Origin of the sequence: Peribacillus sp. TH16 (assembly GCF_016651095.1) — a bacterium.
Classification (GTDB): Bacteria; Bacillota; Bacilli; order Bacillales; family DSM-1321; genus Peribacillus; species Peribacillus butanolivorans.
On sequence record NZ_JAEKEM010000009.1, the window covers coordinates 1,931,678 to 1,958,443 of the forward strand.

The following is a 26,766-nucleotide window of genomic DNA, read 5'->3' on the forward strand; positions in this document are numbered from 1 at the left end:
TTTAAGTCATTCGTTCGTCATCCTTGCTTTTGATAATGACTTCATATGGATCGTCCTTCACCTTTTCTCAAATTTCATCTGTCATGATAAACTCTTCAATCATCGCCTGCCAATTCAGTGGCTTTTGGTATGGCGCTAGGAAGTTTTATTCACGCCTTCCCAATTAGCTGTATAAGAAAATTACTCTGCATTTCACTTTTTTGTACAATAGACGCACTTTTTCGAAGTAAATTCCGGTCTCACTATTTAGGTTATAATTGCGGGACGATACCTAGCAATTTTTTAGCCTTTAGCCATATCGTCAATGCAGTTGTCCAAAGGATTAGTGCGGAGCCGAAGCCGATTATCGATAACGGTGCAATGATTTGATGCTCAAACAGCGTGACACTCTCAGGCACAACCAGTAATGTAATAATCGCAAGTAAACAGAGGAGTAATCCGGTAACATAGTAGATTCTTAATTGAAAAAGATGCGCCAAAGGTAAAAAATGAATACCCACAATTAAGGCGATAATTGCCGGTATTAGATCAGTAAAATTAGTTGCGTTACAGATGGCAATTGCAATCCCGATTGCCAAACCTTCCGCAATGAAGGTTATGTTAAACCAAAACCTTATACGCTTCCAGCGCCTGGCCTCTTCTTGTGAGACCTGATTAGATAATCGTTTTGATGCTCGTATTAATGAAATCCCACCAATAATCAACGTAATACCTACGAAAACAGCAACTAACTCCACGTAAGGAAATCCCCAACCTTGCAATCCCATTACACCTGTGCCTGCCCAAAGCGTACCGAAAAACGCCATGAATAGTAAACCACTTGCAGATCCGCGAACAGCAGCTCTAGAAATGATTCTTGAAGTTTGTACCATGAATAAAGGTTTCCTTTCATCTTAAGTATTTGATCATTACACCTTTCTTTGGCATTGGCGATAAAAAAAACCACATCCCTTTTTCAGTATATTCGGGCGTGCAAATTACTGAACTATTCTGCCCCATATGCTCTTCAAAAAAAGCGACACTTCATTATTGAGGTATCGCAACAGTTCGTTTAAGAAGAATTAGTTTAGAATAAATTCAGTTATCTTTTCCTGCGAAGCACCTTTATTATAAGTCCAAATAAAACTATACCAGTTAAAGAACCCACAGTGTATGACCAAGAGGAGTAATCAAAGATATTATAAAACATGTGTTTCTTGTTTATCAATCCTGCCTTGCATACAAAAAAAGTTGCCTTAGCAACCTCCCTTATTTAGTAAAGCACCCGTTAGTGAAACAAGAAAAAGGCGAAGTAATTTACTCTTCTGATTTTATTTTTACAAAAAAAAGCTTCCCTAGAAACTGACACGGCAGTATTAAGGGTAGCTTTTTAAGGAGCATATCTATATTCTATTCCATCCACTTTTTGTAGAGGTCGTCAAATTTTCCCTGGAGCTTCATTTCATCCATCCACATTTCCAAGTAGCTTGCATAAATGAAATCACCTCGTGGGATCATATAACCTTTTTCACTGTTTGTGAAAGGCTTGTCAGTTAGAGCCGCATACAGTCTGGGATCAGCTTTAGCATACAGCATTGCTTCTACTGTGTCTGTGATCATAACATCATACGTACCTTCTGCAACAAGATGAGGGATATCAAGATTGTTTTCTACAACAGTTACGTTAGCATTGCTTAGATACTGACGAACAAATGCTTCGTTTGTTCCGCCTGGATTTACGCCAATGCGTACAGAAGGCTTGTTGATATCTTCAATGGTAAGATAATTGTCTTTATCTTTCTTGCGAATCAAAGGCACCTTACCGAATGAAAGGTAACCTTGGGATACATAAGCGCTTTTTTGTCTGGCTGTGTTGCGAGTCACACCGCCCACAGCGATATCAAATTTGTCCGCTTGTAGGTCTTTCATCATCGTTGGCCATGTGGTAGCGACAAATTCTACCTCCACACCGAGGTCTTTGCCAAGCTCTTTGGCAGCGTCCACGTCAAAGCCTTCATACTCATTTGTTTCTGGGTTCAAATAGGTAAAAGGTTTGTAGTCCCCGGTCATTCCTACCCGAATGTATCCTCGTTCGATTATTTCATCAAGCTGGGAAGTCTCAACATTTTTCAAATGCCCTGGTGCATTTTCTGATGCGGGTTTAGCCGATACGATTTGCGAGGAGATCAGGTCGTGACCGACGTACCCTGTACCTAGCAAGGATAAGCTGATCACTCCAGCCATTAGTGTTTTTTTCCAATCTTTAAACATGTGATTCCCCCTCCATTTTTTGCTATATTTTTAGAAATAATCTACCAATTATTAAAATACGACAACATCAATGAATCACCTTCAAAACAAATAAAAATGCCACTTTTTTATATTTAGGTTAGATTAGCGTAACAGTTGATATTAAAAGGACTACACATATTAGACATATCTAAAATGTGTAGTCCTAATTTAATTTCTTGTTGAACTAACGCACCCGTTAGTTTAAGTTCAAAGTTTCACAAAAACTTAATAAAGAAAGGTCCTTCAAGATAATTCTCATAGGACTCCTTAAGAACAAACTTTTTAAAAGAATTTTTTCATACTTTCCAACTAATTTTAAAAAGCATCCATGGAATTTCGATAAACCACCCCTGGTTGACAATAGTTCGATGGTTGGAGGAAATAATTCTTCCCCACTGCAACCTCATAGAAAATTAATTGGTCAGATAGAACTCTAAATGTTTTTTTATATAAGTTGGTAACAGCCTCATCACTTAGGTAAGTTTCTATCAATTCTTTTTCGCCATTAATCGCTTCCCCTCTTGCTTTTATAACAGCTTGTGTAATCTCAGTTGCATGGTCGTAAATTGTCTTGTACATAGTAATCACCTCCACAACTATATGGATAAACAAATCTACTCTTATCTACCTGTTTTTTGGATAGTAGGAAAACCCGGGATATTTCACAACTGGCCATTTCTCCTTGCGTAGAAAATCGAGAAATTCTGATCCAACATTTAAGTTGCTTTGAACTAATTCTTTAGGAGTCAGTGCCATCCATTGATTCAGCGACACATCTTCAAAGCGGTCGCTTTTGAACATCTCTAAAAACCATAATGTTTCTGTACCCGTGTTTTGAATATAGTGTCCAGTAGCAAAGGGTACATATCCGACATCACCAGCTCTATAATCAAATGTACGTGCTGCACCGTTTCCAGTAAATACAGTCATTCGCCCTTGTCCGGTAAGGTAATACTGCCACTCGTCGTTATTGGGATGCCAATGAAGTTCTCTCATTGCACCCGGTTCAATCTCAACGAGTGCTGCTGCGATTGTTTTTGAAATTGGAAAGTTGGAAGAATCCACAATTCGTACACTACCACCAGGCGTTTTGATTGGTGTTTGTTTCAACAGCTCGTGCTTAAAGGTAAAAGGGACTTCACCGTAGGGTGACTGGACTTCTTGACTTTCCAGTGAACCTGGTTCCTCCCCCTGATAGATATATACCTGTTCAGAAGGAATGGAGTTAAACGCACTCTCTGGTACTCCAAAATTGGCCGACAAAACATCTTTTGGAGTATGTGCAAACCAGTCGGAGATGGATAAGGTTGAAAGATCGGAAAAGTTTCCGTCATCGAAGACGAGCAGAAATTCGCAATGTTCCAACCCTTGAATCGAATGTGGGATACCTGGGGGAAAGTACCAAAGGTCACCAGGCCCCACGTCGGCAATAAAATTTCGTCCATGTTGGTCAACCGAGGTTATACGTGCCCGTCCCAACAGCATATAAGACCATTCTGCCTGTTTATGCCAATGGAGTTCACGTACTCCGCCGGCCGTTAAGCTCATATTTACTCCAGCAAGAGTAGTCGCTATCGGAAGTTCCCTGGCGGTGATCTCCCGTGACCATCCCCCGTGATTTAATGTCATAGAAGTGTCTGAGAATGAGAATTTCAAGTTAGGAACTAAGCCTGCATCTGTAATAGGTGGGACGAGCATATTCGGATTTTGAATATCTCGCATAATATTACGCGGGCCAGAGTCAATCCCTCCAGCTCCATCACTTCGGATAGGTTGAGGCACGTTCCCACCCAATTGATTAATAGTTCGTTTATCCATCATTACACTCCTCGTTTATGGGATTATTAAGGGAAAATTCTTTTTCATAGTGTATGACTTGGGCTTCAAATGGTTACTGTGCCTATTAATAAAAAATACAGGGGCATCCCTTAATGAAGAAATGCTCCCTTAGTTTAAAATTAATATTAGAAACCACTTCTAAAATTTTTGTTGTTCAACTAAACTGCTAGTTACTTGAATAAGAAAAGGGCTCTACTTCTAATTAAAGTAAAGCACCCGTTCGTTTAAGAAGAAAACTAAAAGAACAATTGCCCCAGTAACCCTATAAACAAGATTGATAATATAAAAGTTGGTATTGAAATTAATATCTTATTTCGCAACCTAATATTCTCGAATTGTCTATATATCTTACTTACTACTCGGTAAACGATGATTATGATAGGTAAGCTTATACATATTGCTATTAAATCAACAGAAGTAAATGGTTTACCTATGTATTTATCAAGAGGAATGTTGATAACAGAAAGTGCTGAAAATAAGATGAATTGATAAATACAAAATCTTACATAATTCAAAGTTGATTACCCCTATTCGATGGCTATTAATATATCCTTTAAAGAATACTTTTACATTTAGTATATTTCATCAGGAAATTTTTTCTCCCCCCCCTTATTCAACTAAACTGCCCCGTTAGTTGCATAAAGAAAAAGCTGCCTTAAAGACAGCTCCGATCTTAAGCTAACGCACCCGTTAGTTCATTAAGAAAAGCGATCCTTATTAAAGAATCGCGCCCGATTATTGAAGATTGATAGTGATGTAAAGCACCCTTTAGCCGAAGAAGCAAAACTATTATTTAACTCAAAAAAATTTAAAAATTAAAATGTATATATTTTTAAAGCATGCTACATTCAAAATGTATCAAACAAATATAAACAAAGAAAGGAAGAAAGAATTTATGAAATTTAAAGTCAAAACACTTCCAAACTATCGTATCGCTTATGTGCGACGAGTTGGTCCATATGGTCCTGAAAATATTGAAGTAATGGAGAAGTTAAAAGAATGGGCTAGGGAGAAAAATCTTCTTAAATCGGCAATCCTACTTGCAATTCCACAAGATAACCCTGAGACAACACTTCCTGAAAACTGTAGGTTTGATGCTTGTATTGTGATTTCAAAGGATTCTCAAATGGATGATTCAATTTGCGAAAGTGAACTTTCTGGTGGAAAATACCTTATTTACGAAATCAAACATACAGCAGAAGATATTCAAAAAGCATATGCTGAAATTTTTCCATCTATACAAAGATTTGGATATCAAATTGATAACAAACCCATCTTGGAAAGATACACTGGTGATATGGTTAATAACCCTTATTGCGAAATATGCGTACCAGTAAAACCGTAATAGTTGATTAGCTTTTTTCTAGTTTGATACTTTATCAATGGATAATTTCCCAATTAATAAAGGGTAACCCTGCTACTTAATCAAGAACGTCTCTCCTTTTTCATCAAATGCATGCTTAAAATCAAATGCAAAAGGAGTGGGACCATGCTGAATATAATAGTTATATCTCTTGAATGCCTCCTCCCATGAGACATCCGTCTCCTTTTCTGTCCACCAAACTACATAAGAAAGGTGTTTCTCTGGATATGGCTCGATCCATCTGCTTCTATCTCGTAATGCTTGCATATGCTGTCCTGAATAGGTAAAGCGATATAAGGATTGAAGGCTTCTCCATACAGTTAGTGTGAGAATAGGAGAACCATTTCCCTTTACGGTTTTGTCTGGGAAAGGGACTCCTTCAGGTGAAAACGCCTCTATAAGTCCTGATTTAGTTGCCTGACGATATACTTCATTTCCCACTTGAAAAAATTCACGAGAGGCAGGGTGGTCATAGGGGTGGTTTAGCCTACCAACAGTATAGATTGAAACTAATGCCATAAATAGCCCTCCATCTATAGTCTTTTCCTAGATATATTCAAGTGAAAATGTGAAAATTCCTTCTTCAGCTAACCTGCCCCTTTAGTTGCATAAGAAAGAGGTCGCCTCAGCAACCTCCCTTATTGTAGTAATGCACCCGTTAGTAGAAGAACACTTGAGCTACACTTATTGGAATAGATGATGAAGCAACCGATCTTTATCTTCAAAAAACTGTTTCATTAATAAATAGTGATTGGACTCCTCTAAAGTTACTTCACTCAATCCACCCTCTTTTATTTCAATAATTTTAGCATCTGGATAGGCCATAATTATCGGAGAATGGGTGGAAATGATAAACTGGGACCCTTGATTAACAAGTTCATTTATTCTGGCTAACATCGATATTTGTCTCAGTGGTGACAAAGCTGCTTCAGGCTCATCTAGGATGTACAGACCATTGCCTTGAAATCGTTCTATAAAAGCTGAAAAAAAAGATTCACCATGAGATTGTTGGTGAAGTGATTTTCCTCCAAAGGAATCTATAATTTTTCGACCACTCGATGGCTCCTTGTCTAATTCCTCTATATTTGTAGCTAAATTATAAAAGGTTTCCGCCCTAAAGAAAAAACTATCCTTCGGCTTATATACCCCCTTTTTTAAACGGAGATATTGCTCTAAATTTGAGTGTGAATCATAACTGGAAAAGTTAAAATTTAAAGTTCCACCTTCTGGGTTAAATCCAAATGCAATAGCAATCCCTTCAAGCAAGGTTGACTTCCCCATTCCATTTTCACCTATAATATAAGTAACATTGGGATGAAAAGTTAATTCTTGCAAGTGCTTAATTACAGGTAGATTAAGTGGGAAATTTTCATATGAGGAAATTTGATCTCTTTTAAGGTAGGTACCCCTGATAAACTGTGAATCATGATATAGCTTCATTATTAATCACCTCGTGTCAAATTACAATTCTTTAGCTATAACCATATAAACTTCTAGGAACCTTTACGACAAATAAAGCGAGCTTCATATGTATCATTATCATAAAGTATAGCAGATCTATTTACACTATATTCCCTTAATATAAAGTGTAATCTCCCGTTTCTCAGAATTTTATAGAGGTTTAATTTAGCTAGTTATCTTCTATTCTTTAGAGTTATTCTGCTTACTAAGACATGTGCTTCACCATTCCCAGAAACAGATTCTAAATTAGGTTCTTTGAATTAATTAGTTGTCACCTAGTCATATTTTACATAAATTCACATAGACATGTTTCTCTGTTTAAGAAGTTTCCTAATAGATTCGGCAATTTTTTGTACACCAATACTGATAGAATCATCTTCAATTTGAGAAACACTAAGTCGAATAACATTTTCTTTTTTACATTCTGGCATGTACATTTTTCCAACATCGTCCACATACACACTTTCCATCATTAAATGTTCAATGAGATGTTTAGCTTTTAGAGGATAAGGTAATTCAATGGTTGAATAAAAACCCGATAATGAACCGGAAAAAGAAGCAGAAGAAGGCAGATGATCTCTATAGGCTGTCTGTAATAGCCTCCCTTTGTTTCTATACATCTCCCTCATTTTTTTTATATGTGCATGAAACATTCCATTTTTGAAGTAAATTTCTAGTGCACCCTGTGTAAGAACAGGGGTATGTAAATCTGCAGCAAATTTGGCCTGCAAAAATACTTCTTTCATCGAGTCAGGTATGACTGTCAGGCCCAGCCTCAAACCAGGAAGTAATATCTTAGAAAAGCTTTTTGTATAGATAACCCTTCCTGAGGTATCATAGGCAAACATCGGGTCCTGCTTCAAATTGAAATCAAGATCTCCCATATAATCATCTTCAACGATATAGACATCATATTGTTGTGCCAATTCCACAATCTTCTTTTTTTCAGCATTCGAATAACTGTAACCAGTTGGGTTATGAAACCTTGAAGTTATGTAAAAGAACTTGATGCTATTCTTTTTAAATATTTGTTCCAAATCATGCAAATCTATCCCAGTTTTCGTTACCTCTATTCCATAAACAACAGCATTCTGATGTTTTAGAGACTCAATGAATCCAGAATGTGTTGGCTGTTCAATGCAAATATTATTCTTTCCATTGGGAAATGGAAGTGGGACAAAAAGATGAAGGGCTTGTTGAGATCCAGTTACAACAAATATTCTTTCGGGTACGGTAAAAACCTGGAGGTCCTGTAAATGCTTCGCTAGCTCTAAACGAAGCGAACGCAATCCTTGAATCTCTGAATAGGAAAACATTTCTTCTTTATATAAATCAATCGCCTGGTTGATGCAATGTTTAAAGTCAAGATATGGCATTGAATGTTTATCGGGACCTGCAGACAAAAAATCTATTTTCTCATTCTCTATGTGACCCTTTTGGCGAAGAGAGTAGTCCTCGACAACATAATAACCACTCTTGGGAACAGAATAGATTAAATGTCTATTCTCCATTTCCTGGTACGCCTTGATCACACTGTTTTTACTGCAAGAGAGCTCGTCCGATAAAGCCCTGATAGAAGGCAGCTTGCTCCCTGTCCCCAATGAACCTTGAGCTAGCCGATGATTAATGACCTCGATAATCTCCTCGTATATCCTCACCATTTTTCCCTTCCCTTCTAATCTGTATGGGCACAGCATAAGAAAAACATCGTTTAGTTTCTCAACGGAAATAAGTATACTTTAGCTATCAAATCTTGTTAACTATTTTTGATTGCAGTAATGAAGGCCTGCATTGCTGCTGATCCATCAATCCATGACTTTAAGGAGAGTGTGAAATGAAAACCCTAAAGGTATTTCTAATGCTTATTGTACTCCAATTTAGTGGTTCAATGAGCAGCATTCAAGTAAGTGCAAACAACCAGAAGGTGAAAGTACTGCAAGTTGGGGAATCGTTCGATGGGGTACAAGGGACAACCGTAATACAAAACATTAAAACTGATAAGGTATATATCTATAACAAAAAGAGAAGTAAAGTGCGCTTTACTCCAGAATCGACTTTTAAAGTGCCAAATGCATTAATCGGCTTACAGACAAAAGCCGTACATGATGAATATGAAGTGAAGCGCTGGGATGGTGTACTTAGGGAATTTGAGGATTGGAACAGGGATCATACCCTGGCTTCAGGCATGAGACATTCAGTGATCTGGTATTATCAAGAAATGGCCCGAGATATTGGTGCAGAGGATATGCAGAAATACGTGAATCGAATCAATTATGGTAACAGGGATATATCCGGTGGGATTGATCATTTCTGGCTTGACAGCAGCATAAAAATATCTGCCCAAGAACAAGCTCGTTTTATGGAGAACCTCGTAGAAGAAAAACTACCCTTTGATAAACAGCATATGAGAACAGTAAAGAGAATCATGATTAATGAAGAAGCAGACTCATATGTTCTCCACGGAAAAACAGGTACACGCCTTTCCGATCTGGGATTAGGCTGGTATGTAGGTTACATCGAAACAGACAAAGGGAAATGGGTCTTTGCAACGAACATTAACGGAAGCGGAAGCAAAGCAAAGACGATTACAGTAGATGTTCTGAAAGAGTTGAAAATTATTAACGAATAAACCTTCACGTATGCTTCTAATTAGATTTTACAATATGAGGAAAAATTAAAAGGAACCGATTGATTCAGGTTCCTTTTAATTTCCTTTATGTTCTGCCTTCTCTTAGACTGATATTCCAACCAAAACAGAAACCTTTTTCATATTACCTAAGCTACAACAATTTTACATAAGTGTATGTATGGCAATGAATGACACATTAAGCAAAGTGTTGGTCAGCATACTTGCGGTTTTTTGAAGGATTTCGACCCGTGACTCTTCTCCTTCAGTCATAAAAAAAAAACAAAAACTCCTTTCCACAATAGAAAAAGAGTTCAAAAAGAATTTTTAATCTATTACAACATAAATCTCACAAGTAGATTCCTGAGAAGTTGTTTATTTTTGGGTGAAGTTAATAATTTCTAACCGGTTGGTAATTTCATTTTATCTTTGATTGTTGAAAAATATTTTCTTACAGTCCCAATTGTGTTACCTTGCTGATTAGAGGGTTCAATTGTGGTTTGAGCATCGGCCAACAGTCCTAACACTCCCATATCCTGTTCATTATTGTTGGAAGCATGATCTATAAGTTCGGGGGAGTAAATTCGCTTTCCATCCATTATACTGCGAATCGAACAGGCTAACTCGTCGCTTGGGCTGTCCTTCAATAAATATCCTCTTACATTAGCTTTTAACGCACGTTGAAAATAACCATTTTTCCTGAAAGTTGTTAAAATAATTACTTTGAAATCAAATGGCTTTAAAGCTTCTGCTGCCTCAATTCCACTCTTTTCAGGCATTTCTATATCCATGATACAAACATCCGGCTGTAATTGGTGCACAAGTGTAAGTGCCTCTTCTCCATTACGCGCTTGCCCGACAACTTCAATATCATCTTCAAAATTAAGTAGGGAACTCATTGCCTCTAACAGCATTTCCTGATCCTCTGCAATTACAATTCGAATCATTTAAGTTCTCTCCTTACCGGGCAGTTTTATATTAATCAAAGACTCCCCCTATAATCAAGGGGAGTCTGTCCATAAATGGTGCAGTTAAATCTCAGATTTCACTTTAGCAGAAACACTTTTTTCCGCTACATATCTTAAATCTTTGAAGCCAATAAAATTCTTATTTTCCTCATCCCACAGGCGGAAACGGATTGACCGTAAACTTGTAGCAAGAGTAATCGTTGGTACGTTCTTTAAAGGAAGGGTATTATTATGTGCCTCTTCTAGTTTATAGTTAGGTACCCTTGGACTTAAATGGTGCACATGATGGTATCCGATATTACCAGTAAGGAATTGCATCAGTTTTGGAAGCTTATAAAAAGAACTTCCTTCCACTGCTGCTTTTACATATTCCCATTCCTTATCTTCTTCAAAATAAGAATCCTCAAATGTGTGCTGTACGTAAAACAGCCAAATGCCTACTGAACCTGATATTAAGAATATGGAACCTTGTACTAAAAGAACCGACTGCCAACCAACTGCCAAGCAAAGTAATCCTACTAAAACAACGATTAGTACATTGGTCAAATAGGTATTCATTTTTTCCTTCTTTCGAGCACCTTTTCGGTTAAATCTATTTTTAAGAAGGAAAACATAAATTGGACCTATTCCGAACATTACCAATGGATTGCGATAAAAACGATAGGCTAAACGTAGTTTAAGTGGTGCTGCCAAATATTCATCCACCGTAAGTGTCCAAATATCTCCCGTACCTCGCTTATCTAAATTACCACTTGTAGCGTGATGAACAGAATGCTCATGCCCCCACTGATCAAACGGGAATAACGTTAAAACACCCATAGCTGTCCCCACTATTCTATTGATACGGCGGCTTTTAAAAAATGAATGATGGGTACAATCATGAAAAATAATGAAAATTCGTGTCAAGAAGCCAGCAGCTATCACGGCTGGAACTAATGCTAGCCAATAAGAAACGGAAAGGCTTATATATGTTAAGTACCATAAGATAATAAATGGCCCCAACGTATTGATAATCTGCCATATACTTTCCTTTGTGGTTGATTGTTCAAAAGGAGCAACTTGTTTTCTCAAGTTTTTAGTATTTTGTATGGTCATTATTCAAATGCACTTCCTTTTGTTTTTGTTGTTACTTCATATTATAAAGGAAGGAAAATGACATTGTTAGTACCTGGTGTCATGACTAGCATATGACATTTGTCATGTACAAGTTAAATTTATACTACACACTTGCCTATGATATTTCCCTAAATTTCTGAACAAAGGACGTAATATCAGAAACATCCTAGTTTCCTTAGCCTTTAATTCTAGGAGTAGTCAATGCGTTTCTATGGGGTCTTGGTAGAATGCTGCCCCCAAAATAGCTTCTAAATCTAAAAAAAGTTAGCCTTCACTAAAGGCTAACTCAAAAGTTCAAATTAAGAATAAAAAAATCAAGAACTATGCCTTTAACCTTTAGGGCATAATAGGCATAGTTCTTCCAATAAAAATTCTATATATTAAAGTTATTCTCGATCGAAAAGAGAAGCACCTGCAATACCAGGCTTTGTCATCTCATAAGGGTTTAGAATTAAATCTAATTCTTCTTCTGTTAACACATCATACTGTAAGCAAAGTTCGCGAACTGATTTGCCTTTTAAAATCGCTTCACGTGCAATACGTGAAACCACTTCGTAACCAAGGTGCGGGTTGACTGCTGTAATCACTCCAACACTTTGTTCGACATAATCTTTTAAATGTTGCTCATTCGCTTCAATACCTTCTAAACAATAATCTGTAAAGACATTGAATGCATTATTCATAATGCTAATTGATTGCAATAAATTGAATACAAGTACAGGCTCCATTACGTTTAATTCTAATTGTCCTGCTTCTGATGCTAAGCAAATCGTATTATCATTCCCAATTACTTGGAAAGCAACTTGATTAATTAATTCTGGCATTACTGGATTTACTTTTCCTGGCATTATTGATGAACCTGGTTGACGTGCCGGAAGCGAGATTTCACCTAACCCAGCTCTTGGCCCTGATGCCATCAAACGTAAATCATTAGCAATTTTAGACATATTCATCATACATACTTTCAATGCAGCTGACACTTCAGTATAGGCATCCGTATTTTGTGTTGCATCTACTAAATGCTCTGCACCTACAAGTGGCAATTCACTAATTTCAGCTAAATAAGTAACAACATTTTCGATATAACGTGGATCTGCATTTAATCCAGTTCCAACAGCTGTTGCTCCCATATTCACTTCATATAAATGCTGACGTGATTGACTAATTCTTTTTATATCTCGCTCTAGCACGCGACTATATGCTTCAAATTCTTGGCCGAGACGAATTGGCACTGCATCTTGAAGATGTGTACGGCCCATTTTGATAACATGATCAAATTGTTTTGCTTTTGCCTTTAAAACTGACGCCATCTTTGTCATTGTTTTTATTAACTGCTCTAATAGTCGTAGTGTTGATAAATGAATAGCAGTTGGAAATACGTCATTGGTTGACTGCGACATGTTAACGTGGCTGTTTGGACTAACTTTTGCATAGTCACCTTTTTCGTGCCCCATTAATTCTAACGCTCTGTTCGCAACGATTTCATTGATATTCATATTCATCGATGTACCCGCGCCACCTTGAATTGGATCAACGATGAAATATTCATGCCATTTTCCATCAATCACTTCATCTGAAGCTTTAACGATAACGCTTCCAATTCCTTCATACAAACGTTTTGTGTCCATATTTGCTAAAGCGGCTGCTTTTTTTATCATGGCTAGTGCACGAATCATTTCTTCATTGACTTTGTAACCGGTAATCGGAAAATTTTCTACAGCGCGCATAGTTTGTATTCCATAATAAACATCTGCTGGTATTTCCTTTTCACCTAGAAAGTCTTTCTCAATTCGGCATGTTCTCTCGTCTATCATCATTTCCCCTGCTCCCCCATGTTTCAAAATGTAATATCTTCTGCAATTGGTGTTTCCATCATTTCCTTCACCTTTTGTGGATCCTGTGTCTTGCCTAATACCCACATCAATTTAGGAACGATGGCTTCTGTATTCATATTTCTGGAACGAATGATTACATTCTGATTTACTTTACGCCCCACTTCGTATATATCCATATCCTCCCCTTCCTCTAAACATTGAGTAGTAATGACAACAGATATTCCACACTCTGCCAATTCATTCAATTTCTCCAAAATGTTTCTTCCGTGAAATGGAATACCGCCGCTTCCATAACTTTCTATTACAATCCCCTGATATTCGTTTTTCAGAAAATCAAAGAATTCTGGCTTAATTCCAGGATGTAACTTTACCAAAGCAACATCTGTACAAAGGGAAGTATCTAATTTAACTTCCTTATTCTTTGATAAATGAACAGACTTATTATACTCTATTTTATCTTTATATATAGTAGCAACATAAGGGTAATTAATACTTTCAAACGAGTCATAGCTTTTCGTTCTCAATTTAATGGCCCTTGTTCCCTGAATGACTCTACCATCAAAAACTACATATACTCCTCCGATCCCTTCACAAGCAAACCGAATTGCGTCCGAGATATTTCTTTTGGCATCTGTTTTTTTAAAGGCAATTGGGATTTGAGACCCTGTAACCACAATTGGTTTCTCTACATCTTGTAACATATATGAGAGCGCAGCTGAAGTGTAGGCCATTGTATCTGTCCCATGGGTGATTACAAAGCCATCGTAATCATGGTAGTGTTCATGGATGGATTTTGCCATTTCAGACCAATATTCCGGTTGCATATTTGTACTATCAATATTCATCAAAGGCTTACTATCAATCTGACAGAGTAAATCTAAACCCGGTAGATGACCTAAAATTTCATCAGCTTTCATCTCTGGAACCAGTCCATTTTTCCCTTCTAACGAAGCAATTGTACCACCAGTCGTGAGAAGCATCAACCTCTTCATAATTATACCTCCTCTATAACTTACCTATATCGGTATTTACAATTACTATAAGTATAACGACAGAAATAAATGCATTTTTCATTAAAATTCGCGTTCCGCGAACGCTATTTGTATTATAATTTTATAAAAGAGGGAAATCAAGCAAAATATTATTCGCTTCGCGTACATTTTATATTATTATAATGGTATAAGAATAAGAAAAAGAAGGAGTACTGGAAAATGATATTAAACAGAATTATCTCATTAAGAAAGAAAAAAAGATGGTCATTGCAATACACCGCTGATCGACTCGGGATTGCCAAGAGTACATATGCAGGTTACGAGTCCGGATATCGTCGTCCATCATTAGAATCTATTAAGTCAATGGCTGATTTATTTGATACTTCGATTGACTACATTCTAGGTAGAGTTGAACATTCAACTTTTCTGCCTAAAGAGATTTCCACAGAGTCCGTTCAATTCATGGAATTAACGGATCCCTTAAATTTGGAGCTGGCTGTCGATGGAATATCTCTTTCTGAAGAGGAAATGATACAATTTATTGCTTTTATTAGAGCTAAGCGAGAATTGGAAAGAAACTGCTATAAACAATATGTGACAAGAGATTCATTGGGCTAAGGCCGTAATGGATTCTTAATCAACCTCAAATTTTTTCAACAAAATAAATAGATATAACCAAAATACAGAATATTCTAATCATAGAAATTCAACTTTAAGTATGATTATATAATCCCATTAACTGAGATTATTTTGTTTTTGCTATCTGTTTATTTTCGCTCCAGAACCACAAAATAATTATTTCCCTAAAAGTTTATCATCAGGAACAGTAGGTGGTTTATTTGAATATTTCAAGCTGAACCACCGTAAACAGTGGTTTTGCTTGAAGAAGCCCCTTTTTGTTGGTTATATTATCAAAAAGATTAGAAAATCTTTGGAATCAAATAGAAATGGTTGCAATCGATGAGCATGATCCTTAAGATCACTTGGTGAGATGCTGCCTTTTGCAAAGGATTCTTTTTGACAAGTTTCTTCTATTGTATGATGATTTTTTAAAGATTCCTTGTCATATTCCCTAGCCAACTTATAAATAGTCTGATCATTTAATGAATTAAGTTATCCACTCTTTATAACAGAACATTACAATTTCTGAATTTCGATTTTCTCCATTTCTTTCTTCCTCTTCTTTGAAACACGTTCACGGCCTGATATCCAAATCCCCATCAAGATTACTGTCCAAATAAACCTAGAAAAATTGCCCCCTTATCATCAAACAGAAAGAACCCATTTTGAAATAGAGCTAATCAAAATAGGTTCTGTACTTACATATAAGATTGTGATTTTTATCCATCTTCTTTTAGAAGTCCCATGAGTAAAACGCGGAAAAGATACCTGGACTTCATTGGTGAAAAAATTTTAAATAATCGTTCGTGTAAACTTCATAAGCTGGCAATTTTATGGAAACTGAGAATCTATGTTTCTAGGGAGTAGATTTTGCACCAGAACCAAAATACTTTTAATTATCTTGAGATAAACCAATTGGAATACAAAGTGGCGTTTGATCAACAGGGTTCTCAATAATACAACAATCTAGTCCAAAGACATCCTTAATCATATCTTTTGTAAACACTGTTTCAGGATGTCCCTCTTTATAGATTTTTCCCTTAACAATGCTAATTAGATGATCAGCATACTGTGCGGCTTGATTTAGATCATGTAAAACCATGACAATCGTACGCCCATAAGTTACATTTAAATCTCGTAGTAATTCTAATATTTCAATTTGGTGTGCTAAATCTAGATACGTTGTCGGTTCATCTAACAGTAAAAGATCCGTATCTTGTACCAAAGCCATTGAAATCCACGCTCTTTGCCTTTGTCCTCCAGATAGTGCATCCAATGTACGATCAGCAAAATCAGTCATTTTTGTTGCAGATAACGCACGGTCTACAATAGCATGATCTTCTGGAGTTTGTCTGGAAAATAAGCCTTTATGTGGATGCCTCCCATAATAGCATAGCTCTTTAACAGTTATATCTTCAGGAGCTTCCGGAGCTTGGGGTAAAATAGCCAATTTCTTTGCAACTTCCTTGGAAGATTGATGATGAATAGCTTTTCCATCTAAATAGATCGTACCTTGTTGCGGTATTAATAATCTAGCTAGAGACCGTAAAATAGTAGATTTGCCACAACCATTAGAACCAATGATAATACTGATCTTACCTTCAGGAATTTCTAAATCGATATTATCCAGGATTTGAGTTGTTCCATAAGAGAGAGAAAGATTCTCTGCCGATAATGTTGTCATAATCTCCCGCCTTCCTTATGCTTTTTTTCGTTCACTACGTAATAGATATAAAAAATATGGCACCCCAATCACAGCTGTGATTATTCCGGCGGGTATTTCTACTGGAGGAAACAATCCTCTTCCTAGGCTATCAGCAACGAGTAGAAAGATAGAACCAAAGAGAGCTGAAGCAGGAAGTAAAACCTTAAATTTAGATCCTACTACTCTTCGAGCAATATGAGGGGCAATTAAACCAATAAACCCGATAGAACCAACTGCAGCAACACATACTCCAATTAAAATTACAGAAACACTTAGTAATATAAATCGTAGAATTTTTGATCTTTCACCGAGACCTGTAGCTATATCGTCTCCAAGGCTCAGTACATCCAATTTAGAAGTTAATCCAATTAATACCGGGACAAGAATAAGACATGGAAGCAATATAAATACTTGATCCCATCCTCTTCCCCATAGACTACCTGTCAACCACAAGAGTGTCGTATTCACATCATCTGGGAACTTGACCATAAAATACTCAATGCCCGCTTGACATATTGCCCCTAGAGCAATTCCCACCAAAGCTATTGTATTTGGTTGAGCTCCTTTTTTATAAACAAATATCATCAAAATTGCCGCCATGATAGCCGCTCCGATAAAAGCTGAAAGGGGTAGAATGATAATTGGCGATTTTGGAAATAAAACAATTACTATAACCGCTGCCAATCCTGCCCCTTTTGTTACCCCAATCACATCAGGAGAAGCCAATGGATTTCGAAGAACACCTTGCAGAATAGCTCCAGCTGTTGCCAATCCCGCACCTACTATCACAGCAATCAAAATACGAGGTATTCGGTAGTTGTGCAGAATAAACGTCTGACTTTGAATGCCATCTCCTAATAAATTTTGTATAATTTCTAAAGGTGAAATATAAATGGCCCCTAACCCTAGACTCACCATTGATAAAATTAGCGTCGTTACCATCAGCAGAAGGAGAATTGAATAAGGGTACACATTTGGTTTCAACACAAACCTTTGTTTTAGTTTCATTGTTTAATATTCCTGCCTCTCTTCGCTAAGTAAAGGAAGAATGGCGCACCGATTATAGCTGTTACAATTCCTACCGGCGACTCAAAAGGATAGGCGATAAACCGAGCGAGAATATCTGCATAAACTAAGAGTAAAGCGCCGAATAATGCAGAAAAAGGGATGATTCTTCGATAATCTCCCCCCACTAGTCTCCTAACAATATGAGGAATAATCAATCCAATAAAGCCCACTGGGCCTGCGACTGCCACAGAAGATCCTGCCAAGATAATTACCAATATCCCTGCTAAAATGCGGATTCGATACACCCGTTGCCCAAGTCCTTGCGCCATATTTTCTCCTAATACAAGGATAGAAACAGATCGAGAGAACAATACAGCAACAAATAGCCCGGAAAGAGACCATGGAAGAATCATGTTAACATGCGTCCATGTTTTTCCATTAATAGATCCTACTAACCAATAGAGCACATCTTTCGCTTGTTCATTAAAGATAATCATACCTTGCGTTAAAGAAGATAAAAAAAAGTGAACAGCCATTCCGGCCAATGCCAGCTTTACTTGTGTCATTCCTCCTCCCGAAGCAAAAGAATAGACTGCCATTCCTCCCACTGCTGCACCAATAAATGCAATGCAAACTAGAGAGACAGAAGAGAGGTTAGGAAAAAAAACAAAAGATGTCACAATAAAAAATGAGGCACCGGCATTAACACCAAATACTTGTGGAGAAGCTAATGAATTCCGGGTAATAGCCTGCATAAGAGCACCCGCCACCGCTAAATTAGCACCGACTAATGCTCCAACTAAAGCTCGAGGTAAACGAAGAGTCCTTATAATAGTCTGTTCTTTAGACGAGTCCACCTCAAAAAAGGACTTCAAAACCATTGCTACATCTATATCAGCTGCTCCCACAGAAATACTTGTTATAACTCCTAAAATTAACAAAACTATTCCAGCTATAGCCGTACAATACACTTTCATTTTACTTCTAACTACAGTATCCATTGACTATACAACACACTTCCTAACAAAATTTATAACTAATAGAAAGAGAAGTAAGAATTAGATCTCTTACTTCGCTTTTGTTCCTTTATTTTTCATCTAGCATTTTTAAAGTGTCTTTAGCAATAGCCTCCGCGGATACAACACCACGGTATCTCGTCCATAAATCTCGATCAACACTATAAACTTGTCCGTTTTTTACAGCCTTTAGGTCTTTCCAAAGAGGATTGTCCTTCCACTCATCAGTAAGTAACTTACCCTCATTGTTCGCTAAAAGTAGCACATCTGGATTAATCTCGACAAGCTGCTCTAGATTCATCTCAGCATGTGGTTGTTCTTGCTGAATAGCATTTTTCAATCCCAGACGTTCAAGCAATTCTCCATCATAAGAAGAAGAAGTATGAGCTTGGAATGAAGTATCTCGAACAACTGCAGGTAAAACCGTCATATTTGAATTAACATTAAGCTTTGATTTAAGTTCCTTAATCGTTTTTTCATGCTCACTTAACCTTTTTTCTGCGGCCTCTTCCTGATTTACTGCTGTTGCAATCGTTTTAAAAGAATCCAAGTTTTCTTGATATGTAGATTCCCGACTTTTTAAGATAACGGTAGGAGCAATCTTCTGTAAATCTTTATAAATACCTTTATGTCGCTCAGCATCTGCAATAATTAAATCCGGCTGTAAAGAACTAATAACCTCTAAATTAGGCTGTTCACGTGTTCCTACAGAAGTATAATCTATTTCTTTACCTACAAGTTTTGTAATCATATCTTTTTTGTTGTCATCTGAAATTCCAATAGGGTTTATTCCTAGAGCATTTAAAGAATCAACGAAAGATAACTCAAGTGTAACTATTTTTGTAGGAGTATTTTGAATTTCTGTTTCTCCCATTTCATGCTTAATTGTTCTTATTTCTTGATTTTTTGTTTCGGCAGAATTCTGTTTCTTCTCTGCTTCTGTCGTTTTTTGAGAGGTATTACATCCTGTTAACAACATCATAATAGTAAATAACAGGATTAATATTCCCCCTCCAAATGTTCTTACTTTATTAAATCCTCGCATTTTTTGCACCCCTTCTGTCTTCTATACCTATTTAACTAATTCTCCAACGAGATAATCATAATTGAAAATGATTATCATTACTGTTGTTATGATAAAGTCAGAGATTGATACCGTCAATATTAAAAAAGTTTTGTGATTAAAAATCATTATGACCATTAAGACAACCTGCATGCATTTTATCGTTTACAGTTTTAACCACTGATTCGTGACGTAAACCGGTTAGATTATAAAAGAAAGGATTAGGCAAGGATTGAAGTAGACCTGGAAATTCCGTAAAAAACCCTAACTAAAAGAGATAGTTAGGGTTTTTAAAGTTTACATAAGTCAGATTGATAGACACATATTATATGAGAAATAAGAGAATAGATGAACGTTATGGGTACTTCCTCTACAGCAAGGGGTTCTTTCTTAAGGTAATTGAAACATTTTCTTCAAAAAGCGATACAAGCCATCTTCTCTATAAGAATACTCTGTCACTTCATCGGCTTGTTCTTTGACAAGGTCAGTGGCATTTTTCATGGCCGTACAATGCCCAGCGAGTTTAAATAGAGGGAGGTCATTTTCTCCATCGCCTACTGCCAGGATATTTTCCGGTGCTAGCTGGAAATGCTTCAGTAATATTTGAACGCCTGTTGCTTTTGAGACACCTTCCACCGTCACTTCCACGTTGTGATGCGTAGAAGAAGCAGTCGTAAAAGCATTATACTGCTTGATCTTTTCCAAATCTGCTTTCCATTTCCGAATGACATTCATTTCATTGCTGAAAAAGTAGATTTTGGCGACACTTTTTATATCTAATTGTTCTGACCAGTGGATTTTCCCATCCATTGCATCCTGTCTTGATAGCCATTCATTTTCTTCGACTGTTGCAGGCTTTGGCCCCAAACCCTGTTTAACCATAAAGACTTTATCTTTAAGTAATGCCATCCGTGATCCGTCGTTCGGATGAACTTCGTAATAAATCTCTCCCTCTCCTGCTTTGGCGACCAATTCTTCCACAAGTTCAGGCGACAGAGTGTGTTCGACAATCTGCTTCTTTCCAATAAATGCAGACATTCCATTCGCAGTTACCATTCCATCCACTTTCAAATCAGCCGGCAAAACGTCTCTTACTTCTTTTAACGTTCTTCCCGTTGCAATAAAAATCAACTTTCCACTTTCTCTAAGTTCGATTAAGTAATTTTTCAGTGTCTCATTCACCGTATTCATTTCATTCAGTGTCGTGCCATCCAAATCTAGTACAATTACTTTATAATCCATACCATCACCTCATAAATTTCTATTATGTAATAAAAATGCCAACAGCCTACTATCTATAAGATCTTAGGCTGTTGGCAGATATATGATTTTTTCCTTATTCAATATCAGATTAAGATAATCCTAATAGTTTCATAATACTTAGAATTAAGAGACCAACCACACCGAAGTCTGAATCACCAAATGTGGTACCTTCAAACCCTACATCTCCTAAGAAGACCAAGAGAACCGCCGGCAGAAAACTAATAATGATTCCGTTGGCAAATGATCCTAGCATCGCTCCACGTCGGCCACCCGTAGCATTTCCAAATACACCGGCAGCTGCCCCGGTAAAGAAATGTGGTACGAGCCCTGGAACGATAACTTTTAATCCTATTGCCGGAAGAAGGAACATGGATAATAGTCCAGCTAAAAAACTGAATAAGAACCCGATGATCACTGCGTTTGGAGCAAATGGAAAGATGGTTGGACAATCTAACGCTGGCTTTGTATCAGGTGCCACTTTATCCGCAATCCCTTTGAAGGCAGGAACGATTTCAGCAATTAACATCCGTACCCCCGCAAGAATGATGTACACACCGGCCGCAAATGTAATGGCCTGGATGAATGAAAATACGATGAAGTTAGAACCACCGGATAGTTTCGTTTCAATATAGTCTTGACCCGCAAACAACGCAACAATCACAAAGAACAATGTCATCGTTAATGATACAGCGACTGAAGTGTCCCTTAAAAATCCTAAAGATTTAGGAACCTTAATCTGCTCCGTCGTCTTTTCCTTATTTCCAAACCATTTTCCAACAGTAGCGGAAACAAAATACCCGATCGTTCCAAAGTGGCCGATGGCAAAATCATCGCTTCCGGTAATCTTCCGTACGTATGGTTGAAGGATAGCAGGGAACAACACCATGCATACCCCTAATATAATAGAACCGACCAGGATAAGCGGAACACCGTTAAGCCCTCCGACCGACAGGGTCACCGCAATTAAACAAGCCATAAATAATGTATGATGGCCAGTTAAAAATATATATTTAAATGGCGTGAAACGAGCTAGTAAAACATTGACAACCATACCAAATACCATAATAAGTGCAGTCGAAGTACCAAAATCACTTTGTGCTGCTGCGACAATGGCCTCGTTATTTGGTATGACGCCTTGAACATTGAACGCATGATCGAACATTTGACTGAATATATCAAGGGCGCCAACAAGTACTGTCGCTCCCGCTCCAATGATAATGAAGCCCATAACTGTTTTTAGCGTTCCGGATACAACATCAGCACTGGACTTTCGCTGTAACAGCAAGCCAATGAGAGCAAACAGCCCTACTAGTATGGAAGGTGTACCTAAGATGTCATTCATGATAAGTTCCAGCATTGCCTCTCCCCCTCTTCATTCTGTTTTAAATTACAGATGTGACGCTAATTTCGATGTAATTTCAGGAATGCTCATCATGTTTTCCAGGGTAACAATCGTACGAGTCCCATCATCAAGCTGACCTACAATATCCGCTGCTCCAAGGAAAATATCCGCCTGTACCGTTTTTGCGGATGTTAGATCTGTATGATCTACCTCCGCCGTTTTTCCCATTTCCGTTAATGCCTTTTTCACATTCATCTCCATAATGAAACTGCTGCCTAATCCGTTCCCGCACACTACCATGATTTTCTTCATATCAATCTCTCCTTTTTTTATCCTAAATGCGACTCTAATTTAGATTTGATTTCAGGAATGCTCATCATATTTTCAAGCGTAACGATTGTTCGGGTTCCATCATCTAGCTGGCCTACAATATCCGCTGCTCCAAGGAAAATATCCGCTTGCACTGTTTTTGCAGATGTAAGGTCTGTATGATCTACCTCCGCTGTTTTTCCCATTTCCGTTAATGCTTTTTTCACATTCATTTCCATTATGAAACTGCTGCCTAATCCGTTTCCGCACACTACCATGATTTTCATTCCGCTTCCTCCTTTGAATATTTATGAACATACTCCATAAGTACAGATTTATCTGCAGTCTGTAAAATCTCCTCAATATTAGCTGGTTCATTCAATAATTGAGTGAGCTGAATTAATGCCCGTAAATGCGAATCGTTATCTACAGCTGCCAAAACAATAATCAACCGGACCGGTTTATTTGGTGCGAAGTCCACAGGTTCGTCCAATTTCAATAGACTCATGGATAAAGAGCGAACTCCCTGCTCCGGACGCGCATGAGGTATGGCCACTCCAGGCGTGATGACCACATATGGGCCATTCGTTTCGATAGCCTCAATCATGGCTTCCACATATCGCTCTTCGACAGTTCCTAAATCCACGAGAGGCTTGGCCGCGACTTGAATGGCTTCTTTCCAATTTGAAACATGCGACTTTAATTGAATCGTTTGTATGTTGAGTAATTCTTCTAACACAGGCTTCTCTGCCTCCTTTAAAGAAAATTGGGTTACTTTTGGTGTGTGATTATACACATTTGATTGAAGTGCCTTTTCAAGCTGATCCGGTTCATGAATGGTTGCATACTTGGAAATGACTTTTAATAATGCGGCAACATCTACATTGTCCGTCGTATACCCATACAATTCCTGCATGACTTGCTGACGCAGCTTATGTTTGTCCTGCATTTCTAAAATAGGCGGTACAACAAATAAAGTTGCTTTTGTTCTCATATGCACCGTTGAAAAAACAAGATCGTACGACAGTTGATACTCAGCGGCATTTCGAACAGACAAAACATCCAGAAACAAAATATCCGGAAACAATTCTCTCAATGTATAAATGAGAATATTGCTGATTCCTATACCATTCGGGCATACAACAATCGCTCTTTTTCGATCATCCAATGTTGTCCCTTGCTTGCGCAGCCATCCGCCAAAATAAATAGTAAAGTATGCTATTTCTTCTTCAGATACTGAACGGCCAATCTCTTTTTCTAATAACCATAGAGATTTTTTGGTCAGATGATGCAGTTCAGGATAGACCTTCTGCACCCGTTCTGTCATCAGATTCATTTGTGGGAGCCCATATTTTAGACGATGATAAGCCGGTTTAAAATGAACGTACAATTGTTGGCATAGCTGTTCTTTATCATGTAAATGAACAAAAGCCAATCTCTCAAACTCTTCCACAATCTCCTGCAAAAGATGTTGAATGACTTCATCATCCTTAAGAGGGGAAATATCCTTCGTTCTATTCATACTTAGTAAATGTAAGGTTGCGTATAAATTTTCCGTTTCGCTCCATATTGATTGAAAAGCATCGGTTTTGGTCATTTCCTCAACCATTTTATATTCTTCAGTTGTAACAAAAGGCGCCCAGCTCTGATCAGATTGTAATTCTTCTCCTTTTCCAATGAGCTGATCTGTACATAAAAACAAATATGTCAGTTCATAAAGCCGCTCATCCGTAAAGGTAATGCCCAATTTACGCTCGATTCTTTCAAGCTGTAACCGGATTGAGCTTATTTGTTTTTCTTGATTTCCCCATATGCACTCCAAGATCAATTCACTATTTGGGCTGTTCAGTACATCATGTACGAGATGTTCGATGATATATCTCTTTAATCGACTTTCACCCTTCATCACGTAACCATCTTGTTTGGAATACTGGATCTTAAGCGCTATGTTCTTGTTTTTCTCCTTAAGCCGCTTTAAATCTTTCAACACAGTATTTCGAGAAAGCCCTGTGATCGATTGGAAATGATAGACCGATAATTCTTCCTGGCTTAGTAAAATCATGAGGTAAAATACTTTTTCTCTATCTGTCTCTGAAAATATATAATTGCGTTTTGTCAGTTTTACGTTCAATTCTTCATCTCTGATGTTTCCAGAAAAGGAATAGCCTGTTTCACGATTATATTGAATGGGCTGATATCCTTGAAATTGGAGCCAGTCATTCGCTTTATTCAGGCCATATTGTATTTGCCTTCTTGTCAGACCGGTTTGTGCTTCAAGTTCTTTCATTTTTGAAATGGGCGAATGCTGTAATAGTTTTAGTAAATTGGCGCTTCTTTCATCTAAAAACATTCTCTTATCCCTCTCCCTGCTTCTACGATATCTTACTTCTTATTGAAAATGAATCGTTTCTAAGTCCGATTGTTGTCACATGGACTGCACAACAATATACTCTATAAACATTTGTGCACATTATGGCTCATGAATAAATACTACTACGTTAGAGAAAGAAGCGTTTATATAAAATAAAAAACAGATCACCTACTAGACGGTGATCTGTTTTTTTAAGCTTATATAATACTTTGAGCATATGTTACTTCGGTTTTTTCATGAACAATGAAAGTACCACATTCACGATGGCGAAAATTAAACTAATTTTAAATACAAGTGATGAACCTGAGGCAGCAGCTGCCGGTAAATCATTTGCCACATCAGTCAAGTAGCCATTTTGCTTCGCTGAGAATAGCGAAACCATGACCGCTATACCAATTGCCCCTGCTACTTGTTGAGAGGTTTGCGTAATCGCAATACCATCTGGATAGAATTGTTTTGGCAATGCATTCAATGTATTCGTTTGTACTGAAGCAAGTACCATACCAATACCAAGCATCATCACGATATGCGTAACAACCATAATCCATAGTGCTGTTTCTGTACCATACATTCCATATAGCCCGTAGCCAATGACAACGAGAATCGTTCCTGGTGTAATCACGGCACGAGGTCCATATTTATCAAATAGCCGCCCGATTATTGGGGCAAAAACGCAGTTTAATAGACTACCAGGCAGCATAATCAGCCCAGTGGCGAACGCAGATACCAATAAAGCCATTTGCATATACATTGGTAACACAACCAGCATCGATAACATGTTAAGGAACGTAATCATGTTCATCGCAAGACCAAGTACAAATAGTGGGTACTTGAAAGCTTTTAAATTCAACATTGGGTTTTCCATCTTCGTTTGTCGAATTGCAAAGAGAATCAGGGCGATCAACCCAACGATGATCGTGCCAAATACCGTCGTACTCGTCCAACCGTGATCCCCGCCTACACTTACACCGTATACAACTCCTCCAAAACCAATCGTCGATAACACAACTGACAGGATATCGATTGATACTTGTCGAGTTTCATTGGCATTCGGAATATAGAAATAGCCAAAGATAAGGGAGAATAATAAGAACGGAATCGTAATCCAAAATATCCAATGCCATGATAACGTATCTAAAATCATCCCTGCCAATGTAGGACCGAATGCCGGACCTGCCAAAATGACTAAGCCCATCACACCCATTGCCCCACCACGTTTATTCGGTGGAAAAATCGTAAAAATGACATTTTGCGTCAATGGCAAAATAATCGCCAGTCCAGCTGCTTGAATGACACGTGCTGTCAATAACACGCTAAAAACCGGTGCTACTGCAGCGAGAACCGTTCCGATGATTGAAAAAAATAAAGACGCCATGAACATTTGGCGTGTTGTGAATTTTTGCATTAAAATTCCTGTTACCGGCACTAAAATACCAAGCGTTAAAAAGTAGCCTGTTGCAAGCCACTGTATTGTCGTCGCATCCACGCCAAAAATTTGGCTTAATTCACCTAAGGCGATATTCAATGCGGTTTCACTAAATAGCCCAACAAAGCCTGCTACCAAAAGAGCAGCCATTATGGGTCCTGTTTTAATATT

Annotated in this window: 24 protein-coding genes; 3 read left to right on the top strand and 21 right to left on the bottom strand. The window is 37.7% G+C overall.

Annotation, left to right across the window (positions count from 1 at the left end; translation table 11 throughout):
* Positions 1–251: 251 nt before the first annotated feature.
* The 4 genes from JFV29_RS23320 to JFV29_RS23335 all read right to left on the bottom strand — a co-directional run bounded on the left by JFV29_RS23320 (position 252) and on the right by JFV29_RS23335 (position 4,089).
* Complete coding sequence (locus JFV29_RS23320; protein ID WP_201186666.1) at positions 252–872, bottom strand: hypothetical protein; 621 nt, start codon at positions 870–872, stop codon at positions 252–254.
* 517 nt (positions 873–1,389) lie between these two features.
* The gene (locus tag JFV29_RS23325) at positions 1,390–2,250 is read right to left on the bottom strand and encodes a transporter substrate-binding domain-containing protein (protein ID WP_201186667.1); all 861 of its coding nucleotides are present in this window, start codon (positions 2,248–2,250) and stop codon (positions 1,390–1,392) included.
* A gap of 336 nt (positions 2,251–2,586) precedes the next feature.
* Positions 2,587–2,850, bottom strand: coding sequence for a hypothetical protein (locus JFV29_RS23330; protein WP_201186668.1), 264 nt, complete (start codon positions 2,848–2,850; stop codon positions 2,587–2,589).
* 45 nt (positions 2,851–2,895) lie between these two features.
* The gene (locus JFV29_RS23335; protein WP_201186670.1) at positions 2,896–4,089 is read right to left on the bottom strand and encodes an oxalate decarboxylase family bicupin; all 1,194 of its coding nucleotides are present in this window, start codon (positions 4,087–4,089) and stop codon (positions 2,896–2,898) included.
* A gap of 916 nt (positions 4,090–5,005) precedes the next feature.
* Here JFV29_RS23335 and JFV29_RS23340 point away from each other — a divergent pair.
* A complete protein-coding gene (locus tag JFV29_RS23340; RefSeq protein ID WP_201188045.1) occupies positions 5,006–5,455 on the top strand; it encodes an AraC family transcriptional regulator in 450 nt (149 codons plus the stop codon).
* Between the two features lie 72 nt (positions 5,456–5,527).
* On the opposite strand, the gene JFV29_RS23345 is transcribed toward JFV29_RS23340, so the two are convergent.
* From JFV29_RS23345 to JFV29_RS23355, 3 genes are all read right to left on the bottom strand, one after another.
* A complete protein-coding gene (locus JFV29_RS23345) occupies positions 5,528–5,992 on the bottom strand; it encodes a DUF3291 domain-containing protein (RefSeq protein WP_201186671.1) in 465 nt (154 codons plus the stop codon).
* Between the two features lie 165 nt (positions 5,993–6,157).
* Complete coding sequence (locus JFV29_RS23350; RefSeq protein ID WP_053347677.1) at positions 6,158–6,913, bottom strand: AAA family ATPase; 756 nt, start codon at positions 6,911–6,913, stop codon at positions 6,158–6,160.
* A gap of 317 nt (positions 6,914–7,230) precedes the next feature.
* Entirely contained in the window at positions 7,231–8,595 is a 1,365-nt protein-coding gene (locus JFV29_RS23355; protein ID WP_201186672.1) for an aminotransferase-like domain-containing protein, read from the bottom strand.
* A 173-nt stretch (positions 8,596–8,768) separates the two neighbouring features.
* Here JFV29_RS23355 and blaOXA point away from each other — a divergent pair, with 173 nt between their 5' ends.
* Positions 8,769–9,563, top strand: a complete 795-nt coding sequence (blaOXA, locus tag JFV29_RS23360) for a class D beta-lactamase (RefSeq protein ID WP_201186673.1) — start codon at positions 8,769–8,771, stop codon at positions 9,561–9,563.
* 398 nt (positions 9,564–9,961) lie between these two features.
* Here the strand turns inward: blaOXA and JFV29_RS23365 are convergent, their stop codons facing one another.
* The 4 genes from JFV29_RS23365 to JFV29_RS23380 all read right to left on the bottom strand — a co-directional run bounded on the left by JFV29_RS23365 (position 9,962) and on the right by JFV29_RS23380 (position 14,471).
* Positions 9,962–10,507: a response regulator gene (locus JFV29_RS23365; RefSeq protein WP_201186674.1), complete on the bottom strand. Its 546-nt coding sequence runs from the start codon at positions 10,505–10,507 to the stop codon at positions 9,962–9,964.
* 84 nt (positions 10,508–10,591) lie between these two features.
* Positions 10,592–11,623, bottom strand: coding sequence for a fatty acid desaturase (locus JFV29_RS23370; protein ID WP_053347681.1), 1,032 nt, complete (start codon positions 11,621–11,623; stop codon positions 10,592–10,594).
* Positions 11,624–12,030: 407 nt separating this feature from the next.
* Positions 12,031–13,461 carry an aspartate ammonia-lyase gene (gene aspA, locus JFV29_RS23375; RefSeq protein WP_053348174.1) on the bottom strand — a complete coding sequence of 477 codons (1,431 nt, stop codon included), beginning with the start codon at positions 13,459–13,461 and terminating at the stop codon, positions 12,031–12,033.
* 20 nt (positions 13,462–13,481) lie between these two features.
* The gene (locus tag JFV29_RS23380; RefSeq protein ID WP_053347682.1) at positions 13,482–14,471 is read right to left on the bottom strand and encodes an asparaginase; all 990 of its coding nucleotides are present in this window, start codon (positions 14,469–14,471) and stop codon (positions 13,482–13,484) included.
* Between the two features lie 219 nt (positions 14,472–14,690).
* Here JFV29_RS23380 and JFV29_RS23385 point away from each other — a divergent pair, with 219 nt between their 5' ends.
* Positions 14,691–15,089 (top strand): helix-turn-helix domain-containing protein, encoded by a 399-nt coding sequence (locus tag JFV29_RS23385; protein WP_201186675.1) that lies wholly within the window; start codon positions 14,691–14,693, stop codon positions 15,087–15,089.
* A gap of 895 nt (positions 15,090–15,984) precedes the next feature.
* On the opposite strand, the gene JFV29_RS23390 is transcribed toward JFV29_RS23385, so the two are convergent.
* The 10 genes from JFV29_RS23390 to JFV29_RS23435 all read right to left on the bottom strand — a co-directional run bounded on the left by JFV29_RS23390 (position 15,985) and on the right by JFV29_RS23435 (position 26,745).
* Positions 15,985–16,776, bottom strand: coding sequence for an ABC transporter ATP-binding protein (locus JFV29_RS23390; protein WP_057214114.1), 792 nt, complete (start codon positions 16,774–16,776; stop codon positions 15,985–15,987).
* Positions 16,777–16,791: 15 nt separating this feature from the next.
* On the bottom strand, positions 16,792–17,739 hold the full coding sequence (locus tag JFV29_RS23395; protein WP_274607078.1) for a FecCD family ABC transporter permease: 948 nt from the start codon (positions 17,737–17,739) through the stop codon (positions 16,792–16,794).
* A gap of 62 nt (positions 17,740–17,801) precedes the next feature.
* Positions 17,802–18,806, bottom strand: a complete 1,005-nt coding sequence (locus JFV29_RS23400) for a FecCD family ABC transporter permease (protein WP_201186677.1) — start codon at positions 18,804–18,806, stop codon at positions 17,802–17,804.
* A gap of 85 nt (positions 18,807–18,891) precedes the next feature.
* The gene (locus JFV29_RS23405; RefSeq protein WP_201186679.1) at positions 18,892–19,866 is read right to left on the bottom strand and encodes an ABC transporter substrate-binding protein; all 975 of its coding nucleotides are present in this window, start codon (positions 19,864–19,866) and stop codon (positions 18,892–18,894) included.
* Positions 19,867–20,274: 408 nt separating this feature from the next.
* Positions 20,275–21,126, bottom strand: a complete 852-nt coding sequence (locus tag JFV29_RS23410; protein ID WP_201186681.1) for an HAD family hydrolase — start codon at positions 21,124–21,126, stop codon at positions 20,275–20,277.
* Positions 21,127–21,235: 109 nt separating this feature from the next.
* The gene (locus JFV29_RS23415; protein WP_053347685.1) at positions 21,236–22,504 is read right to left on the bottom strand and encodes a PTS ascorbate transporter subunit IIC; all 1,269 of its coding nucleotides are present in this window, start codon (positions 22,502–22,504) and stop codon (positions 21,236–21,238) included.
* Between the two features lie 30 nt (positions 22,505–22,534).
* Positions 22,535–22,801: a PTS sugar transporter subunit IIB gene (locus tag JFV29_RS23420; protein WP_053347686.1), complete on the bottom strand. Its 267-nt coding sequence runs from the start codon at positions 22,799–22,801 to the stop codon at positions 22,535–22,537.
* A 17-nt stretch (positions 22,802–22,818) separates the two neighbouring features.
* Positions 22,819–23,085 (bottom strand): PTS sugar transporter subunit IIB, encoded by a 267-nt coding sequence (locus JFV29_RS23425; protein WP_056520029.1) that lies wholly within the window; start codon positions 23,083–23,085, stop codon positions 22,819–22,821.
* Positions 23,082–25,148: a BglG family transcription antiterminator gene (locus tag JFV29_RS23430; protein ID WP_201186683.1), complete on the bottom strand. Its 2,067-nt coding sequence runs from the start codon at positions 25,146–25,148 to the stop codon at positions 23,082–23,084. The genes JFV29_RS23425 and JFV29_RS23430 overlap by 4 nt, the downstream gene beginning before the upstream one ends.
* A gap of 241 nt (positions 25,149–25,389) precedes the next feature.
* Positions 25,390–26,745 (bottom strand): DHA2 family efflux MFS transporter permease subunit, encoded by a 1,356-nt coding sequence (locus tag JFV29_RS23435; RefSeq protein WP_201188047.1) that lies wholly within the window; start codon positions 26,743–26,745, stop codon positions 25,390–25,392.
* Between the last annotated feature and the right edge of the window lie 21 nt (positions 26,746–26,766).